Here is a 5530-nt window from a genome sequence, read left to right as displayed (position 1 = left end):
GATCGCACTCAGCAGCAGGCCCATCAGCCGGCTGATCACCTTCTCCTGCAGCTCTCCGAGGGCCTGGCGCAGGGGCATCGAAGCGATCAGCAACAGATAGATCACGATGGCCAGCAGGCCGATCACGGCACTGAGGGCCGCCTTTCCCTGCCAGGCCGAAGGGGCATCGGCCACGACCAGGGAAATGGCTCCGGGGCCCGCCAGCAGGGGCAGGCCGATCGGCACCACGCCGGCGCTGTCTTCGGTGCCGTCGAGGGAGCCATGGCTCACTTCCCGCCCATCGATCAGGCGCAGGCCGATGGGCAGCAGGATCAGCCCGCCGGCCACCCGGAACGCCTCCAGGGTGATGCCGAACAGGTCGAGCAGGGCCTGGCCCCACCAGCAGGCGGCGATCAGGGCACAGAGAAAGGTGAGCACCGCCAGGCGGCTGATCCGTCGAATGCGCACGGGATTGCCCCGCCCCGCCTGCACCACCACCGGCAGCAGCCCGATGGGCGAGCTGATCGCCAGCAGGCCAACGGCCGTATTGATCAGGGACATGGCGGCCCCGGGAACTCCGGGAAATCGATGACCATCATCGGAGCCATGGGCGCCCCGCCACGCCGGACACATCCGGTCATCACCCCGTGGCCCCGCCCCATTGCGCCGGTGGCGAGCGCCGATTGACTGGCGGGGCCCTCCAAGCTCGACCTATGACCGTCACTCGAGCCCGACTTCGACTCCGAGCCTGCCAGGCCTCTCCGTTGCTCCTGGCCCTGCTGCTTCCCGCCCCGGCGACGGCCACCACCTATCAGGCCCTCTGCGGCAACAACCCCTGCAGCATCAACCTCGACGCCAATGGCATCGGGGACAGGATCAGCTTCATTCCCATCGGCCGGATCGCCCGCTGGTATGCCGGCGGACAGGAGACCTACGACAGCACCAACGGCACCGTGGGAGCCGTGGGTGCCGGCACCGCCGGGGCCATCGCCGGTGGCCTGCTGCTGGGCCCGATCGGCCTGGTGGGGGGCATGGTGGGCGGGGCCCTGGCCGGATCCAAGGCCGGCAAGACCGCCGATCTGCATTTTTCGGTGGTGGGCTACGACAGCGACGGCGACAAGACGACGCTCCATTTCCGCTTCGTCAATCCCAGACCCGCCAACCAGCTCAAACAGGAACTGGCGGTGCTGACAGGCCTGGCCCTGGGGGAAACCCGCTCCCTCGCCGAACTGCAACGCCAACGGGATGGCCTCCCCCAGCGCCTCGGCAGTGGCCCGTCACCCCAGTCGATTCCCACCCAGTCCTATGGGGCTCCCTCCCGTTACCGCTGAGCCTCGACCGCCAGCCGGTCCAGCGCCTGCTGCATGGTGTGGGTCACCCGCTGGTAGCAGGCCTGCACATAGACCCGGTCGCGGCTGGCGGCATGGCCGCTGCGCTCGAAGCGGATCGGCGGGCACACCCGCGTGCGGATCCGCACCGGCAGGGGCAGGTTGAGCAGGGGTCCCAGGGCCAGGCCCCAGGGGAGGCCCAGGTAGAGGGGCATCACCTCGGGATCGATGCCGAACAGCCAGGGCATCCCCCGCTCGTGCAGCGCCCGGAACTGGGGATAGAAGTCTTCGAGCACCACCAGGGTGTCGTGGGCCCCCCAGGAGATCACAGGGACGATCGGCAGGTCGTGCCAGATCGCCAGGCGCAGGAAGCCGGTGCGGCCGGCGAAGTGGATACGGCCCCGGTCCCGGTGGGGGCGGAAGGTGTCCTGCCCGCCGCCGGGATACACCAGCAGGCTGTTCCCCTCCTCCAGGGCTGCCAGGGCCAGGCGCGGGTGGTACGGGATGGCGCCGGTGCGGGCGGCCAGATCCGCCAGCGGCGGGTAGCCCAGCCAGACCTTCGGGTGCGCCAGCCCCAGCACCGGGCGCTCCAGGCCGAAACGGCGGAACCAGTCGTACATGACCATGTGCATGTCGGGCGCCGCCAGGCCGCCGTTGTGGCTGCCCACGAACAGCACCGGGTCCGCGGCGGGGATGTGCTCCCAGCCATCGGAGACGACATGGAAGTAGTGGTGATAAAGCCAACCCCAGAAGGGCATCAGCCGCTGGATCAACTGCGGATCCCGGCGTTGCCAGCGGTGCAGCGCGGCCTGGCGGGACACGGGCATGGAAGCAAGGACAGTCGGCTGGAGTCTGGCGACCCGGCGGGCCCGACCCGCTGGCGGCCCTTTCTAGGGTTGATCGGTGTCCGCAGCCCGTCGCTGCATCCGGATCCTGCTGTCTGCCCCATGGCCGAACTCACCCTGCTGTTCGATGGCGGCTGCCCCCTGTGCCTGCGGGAGGTAGGGATCCTGCGCCGCCGCGATGCGGAGCGGGGCCGCCTGGCCTTCGTGGATGTGGATGACCCCACCTACGACGCTGCCCGGTACGGCGGCATCACCTACGCGGACGCCATGGGCCGCATGCACGCCCTGCGCGCCGACGGTGCGGTGATTCGGGATGTGGAGGTCTTCCGCCAGGCCTATGGGCTGGTGGGGCTCGGCTGGCTCTACGCCCCCACCGGCTGGCCCCTGCTGCGGCCGCTGGTGGACGCCCTCTACCGGCTTTGGGCCCGCTGGCGGCTGGCCATCACCGGCCGGCCGGCCATGGAGGTGCTCTGCCAGGGCCGATGCAATCGCTCCAAAACGGCCAACATCCGGACGCTGGGGGCCTGAAGGGCCGCTCCGCACGATTCCGGCAGAACAGCTTTCTTGCCCATTGGCAAAGAACGCATGGGGTTCTTGGAGACTTCGTCGGCTCTGAAGCCAGCTTGGAGAAGCCGGCTTGGGAGGCCAGCGCCATCCAATCACCGGGGCTTATCAGGCGGATTGGCAATGCTGCCCGGTACGGCCACCCAATGGCTGAAACGGGTCATTACCGTTCCCGGACTTCAACACAAGCCTCTTCTGAAGGTCTACCCCAACAGAAGGACTCTGACGCCATGCCTGCCCTCGTGCCATGACGATCGCCATGCCTGCCCGCCCGTTGCGCCTGACCCTTCGCTCCGATGATCCTCTGCCGCCCGACATCAGCTGGCGGATCGATGATGGCTACGTCCGTGCCAACACCTGGAACGTGGAGGGTGAATCCATCACCCTCGGAATCTGGGGTCCCGGTGATCTGATCACACCCACAGGTTGTGGAATTAGGCCCTACGAGCTCATCTCCCTTGCCCGGGTGACCGTGGAAGAGCACCAACCAAGCGAGAGCGACGTCCTCGACTTCCTGCGCGATCAGATCACCCAGACCGCCCAACTGCTCCAGATTCACCGCATCAGACCCGCCGAGGCACGCCTGCTGCGGCTGCTGCACTGGATCGGCGGCCGCTTCGGCCGGATCAACAGCAGCGGCACAACCCTCTCCCTGGAGGACATGAACCTGTCCCACCGTCATCTGGCCGACATCGGCGGCATGACCAGGGTCACGGTCACCAAGGCGCTGACGCGCTTCCGCAGTCAGGGCCTGGTGGTGAGAGTCAGTGAGGCCGATCTGCTGGTGCCACGCACCGACGGCCATGGTCCGCTGAGCACCGGCCTCGCCCCCTTCAGCGGTTCTTCCCTCTCCTTCCCAAGAACACTGAGCCAGGAGCCTCCTGCCCACAGGAAAGCCGGCTTTCCTACCCCCTGAAGCCCTGCACGGGATTGGGCCCGCCGCCAGGGTCAGGCCGCTCCAGCTCTGCCAGGATGCGCCCCCGACCCAAGGGGGTGCTGAGGTGACCCAGGCTGCTCCATCCCGGATCCCGGTGACCCTCGCCCTGGCCGCCGCCATTGCCGTTCCCCCTCCGGTGCTGGCCCTGGAGCAGATCGAGCTGAAGCTGCCGCTGCTGGACACCACCTTCACCATCCGGCTGGCTGAGCTGCGCGATCCCCGCAGCCTGCTGGCCGGTGCCAGCGACCTGGCCGAGTTCGACCAGGCCACCCAGGGGGCCATCGGGCAACGGATGGTGGAACTGTTCAACACCCCCCTGCCCCTGCAGGCCCTGGATGTGGCCCGCCAGGTGGTCCCCTCCCCCCTGGCCCAGCAGGCGCTGCTGCTGCTCTCATCCCTCGGGGGCGTCGACGGTCTGCCAGCCGAAGTCTCCAGTGACACCGTGCTGCAGGTTCTCGACCGGGCCGCGGGCCAGGGGGCCCTGACGATGCTGGGGGTGCTCCAGGCCATCCCTGGCCACACAGCCACCGTGGATGTCGGCAAGGGCCTGTTCCTGCTCCAGCGGATGAACGGTCAGCTGCGGGCGGCGACCCAGCTGCTGGAGGGGGAAACCCCGGCGACAGTGGATCCCGCCCTGGCCGGGCCGGGGGCGCTGGCGGTGCGGCGGGACACCCTGAACCTGCCGGTGACCTACCGGCCCCTGCCGCTGGAGGTGGTGGTGATCCGTCCGTCCCAGCAGGCCTCCGGCCGCCTGGTGGCGATCTCCCATGGGCTCTGGGATGGGCCGGAAAGCTTCGAGGGCTGGGGGCGGCATCTGGCCAGCCACGGCTACACCGTGCTGCTGCCCCGCCATCCAGGCAGCGACCGGACCCAGCAGCAAGCCATGCTCTCCGGCAAGGTGCCCCCGCCCGGCCCGGCGGAGCTGCGCCTGCGGCCCCTCGACATCTCCGCCCTGATCGACGCGGCGGCGGCGGGGCAGCTGGGGCTGCCGCCCGGTGTGAACACCGGTTCGGTGGTGGTGCTGGGCCAGTCCTGGGGGGCCACCACCGCCCTCCAGCTGGCGGGCGCCCGGCCCAGCTCCCAGCAACTGAAGCAGCGCTGCAACGATGTGCGGGACCCCCAGCGCAACCTCAGCTGGGTGCTGCAGTGCAGCTTCCTCGACGCGATCGACCAGGCGGCCCTGGCCGACCCGCGGGTGAAGGCGGTGGTGGCGGTGAGTCCGCCGATGGCGCTCCTGTTCGATGCCGAGACCTCCCCTGTGTTCCGGGGTCGGGTGCTGCTGGTGAGCGGCAGCCGCGACTGGGTGGTGCCACCCGGCCCTGAGGCCATCGCCCCGATGGCCCGCATCGCCCGCCAGGCCAAGCAGGGGCATCGCCTCGTACTGGCGGGCGGCGGCGATCACTTCAATTTGGGCTCCCCCTACGACCAGGGCGGAGGGCCCCTGCGGGGTCTGCTGCTGTGCTGGGTGAACGGAGCCTTCGCCGCGGGTCCAGGGGTCGCCCCGGGCGTAGGGGCCCCGGCCCTCTTGCCGCCGGATGGCTGGGGGGATGGGGTCCTGTCGCTCACCGACGTGAGCGGCCGGCTGCCGAGTTGGAACCCCTGAGCCGAAAGGGCCCGCCGTCTGACCCACACTTGGCCCCCATGCTTCCAGCGCCTCCCTGATGTCGCCTCGGCTCCCCCTGCCGCCATCGGCCCGCGCCTGGGGCGGCGCCGGCCTGGCCGCCCTTCTGACCCTGGCCGCCCCATCGGCCCGGGCGGCCGAGCAGGTGGTGTTCGTCAGCGGAGCCTTCCGCCGCTCGATCCCCGTTGCCGACCTGGAGCGGCTGGCCCGTACGGGGGAGGCCGTGGGCCTGCTGGGGGATGCCCTGCGTCTGGGC

The 5530-nt window shown here is 69.9% G+C and carries 7 protein-coding genes; 5 read left to right on the top strand and 2 right to left on the bottom strand.

The genetic code is table 11. The features are described from left to right. Window positions 1-540: MarC family protein (locus KBZ04_RS13850; protein ID WP_254992489.1), on the bottom strand; the 540-nt coding region annotated here is incomplete at its 3' end. Between the two features lie 203 nt (window positions 541-743). Between KBZ04_RS13850 and KBZ04_RS13845 the strand changes: the two genes are divergently transcribed. Continuing rightward, entirely contained in the window at window positions 744-1310 is a 567-nt protein-coding gene (locus tag KBZ04_RS13845; protein WP_254992488.1) for a hypothetical protein, read from the top strand. On the opposite strand, the gene KBZ04_RS13840 is transcribed toward KBZ04_RS13845, so the two are convergent. Continuing rightward, a complete protein-coding gene (locus KBZ04_RS13840) occupies window positions 1301-2134 on the bottom strand; it encodes a lysophospholipid acyltransferase family protein (protein ID WP_254992487.1) in 834 nt (277 codons plus the stop codon). The two genes, KBZ04_RS13845 and KBZ04_RS13840, sit on opposite strands and share 10 nt — an antisense overlap. A gap of 120 nt (window positions 2135-2254) precedes the next feature. Here KBZ04_RS13840 and KBZ04_RS13835 point away from each other — a divergent pair, with 120 nt between their 5' ends. The 4 genes from KBZ04_RS13835 to KBZ04_RS13820 all read left to right on the top strand — a co-directional run. Next, window positions 2255-2680, top strand: a complete 426-nt coding sequence (locus tag KBZ04_RS13835) for a thiol-disulfide oxidoreductase DCC family protein (protein ID WP_254992486.1) — start codon at window positions 2255-2257, stop codon at window positions 2678-2680. A 295-nt stretch (window positions 2681-2975) separates the two neighbouring features. Next, entirely contained in the window at window positions 2976-3632 is a 657-nt protein-coding gene (locus tag KBZ04_RS13830) for a Crp/Fnr family transcriptional regulator (protein WP_254992485.1), read from the top strand. Window positions 3633-3717: 85 nt separating this feature from the next. Next, on the top strand, window positions 3718-5256 hold the full coding sequence (locus tag KBZ04_RS13825) for an alpha/beta hydrolase family protein (protein WP_254992484.1): 1539 nt from the start codon (window positions 3718-3720) through the stop codon (window positions 5254-5256). 58 nt (window positions 5257-5314) lie between these two features. Further along, window positions 5315-5530 (top strand): alpha/beta hydrolase (locus KBZ04_RS13820; protein ID WP_254992483.1); only part of this gene is annotated, 216 nt, incomplete at its 3' end.

It is taken from the genome of Cyanobium sp. N5-Cardenillas (assembly GCF_024345515.1).
In the GTDB taxonomy this organism is placed as follows: Bacteria; Cyanobacteriota; Cyanobacteriia; order PCC-6307; family Cyanobiaceae; genus Cyanobium.
This window is presented reverse-complemented; position numbering and strand designations above follow the sequence as displayed.

Excerpts from the sequence above, each read along its gene's own strand:
- KBZ04_RS13840 (WP_254992487.1), bottom strand. The coding sequence starts at position 2,134 with ATGCCCGTGTCCCGCCAGGCCGCGCTGCACCGCTGGCAACGCCGGGAT.
- KBZ04_RS13835 (WP_254992486.1), top strand. The coding sequence starts at position 2,255 with ATGGCCGAACTCACCCTGCTGTTCGATGGCGGCTGCCCCCTGTGCCTG.
- KBZ04_RS13830 (WP_254992485.1), top strand. The coding sequence starts at position 2,976 with ATGCCTGCCCGCCCGTTGCGCCTGACCCTTCGCTCCGATGATCCTCTG.